Source organism: Alcanivorax sp. HI0083 (assembly GCF_001635175.1).
This window is the reverse complement of the sequence record NZ_LWFX01000476.1, coordinates 1-739: the sequence shown is the minus strand read 5'-3', so window position 1 is coordinate 739 and position 739 is coordinate 1. Positions and strand designations below refer to the sequence as shown.

General features: G+C 51.4%; 2 protein-coding genes. Both read right to left on the bottom strand.

Annotated elements, in window-relative coordinates; translation table 11 throughout:
- Positions 1 to 419: type IV pilin protein (locus A3754_RS04920; RefSeq protein WP_063518981.1), on the bottom strand; the 419-nt coding region annotated here is incomplete at its 3' end.
- Between the two features lie 11 nt (positions 420 to 430).
- On the bottom strand, positions 431 to 739 hold a 309-nt coding region (locus A3754_RS27265; RefSeq protein WP_197468469.1), incomplete at its 5' end, for a hypothetical protein.

Sequence of the window (739 nt, the reverse complement as noted above, 5' to 3'; positions counted from 1 at the left end):
GTAGCCATACTGCAAGTTGCAGCCACTTTCATACAGGTCTCGCCTTGCTCATTAAGCATGAATGTTTCAGTGCCATTCATGTTTTTTGCTGCAACAGGCACCGCAGCAATTGTATAGCTTTGGACATCACTCGCATCCACGGTAACTGACACCGTATAGAAGTCATTCGCAGTTCTGGAGGTAATCGCTGTGTCGGAGGCCGCACCGCTATACGAAAAATTTCGCGAACGGAACGCCTCCATCGCAGCAGCCAGCTCCATGATTTGCGCCTTTACAGCTGACTGGCGAGTAGATTCAACATGGCTGGTGTAGCTTGGGTAAGCAACTGCCGCTAACACACCGATAATCAGAACCACAATAAACAGCTCGATCAGCGTAAACCCCTGCTGATTTAGCCTATTGTTCTTTGCTCGATACATATCCACCCTCCTTACGATCCAGGCGCAGCAGTATCTTCGGACATCTGGTACCAGCGGGTTTTGCGCAAGCCCATATTGCCAAGATCATCGTCCCCGACAACCTCCGTACCAACCACAACCTTCACTTCACCCTCCTCATTGGTAAGCAGCACCGGGGTTGGCGGCAATGTCTGCTGCTTCAACTCCTCACTACGGCTGGTGACGTCGCCATCATTTAGGGCTGCAGGCGCACCGTCCTTGAGAGCCACCGTATGAATAAAAGAGGTACCCAGACTAACCGCACATGGGTTGTCTGGATTACTGCTTGCTACGGGCGAATA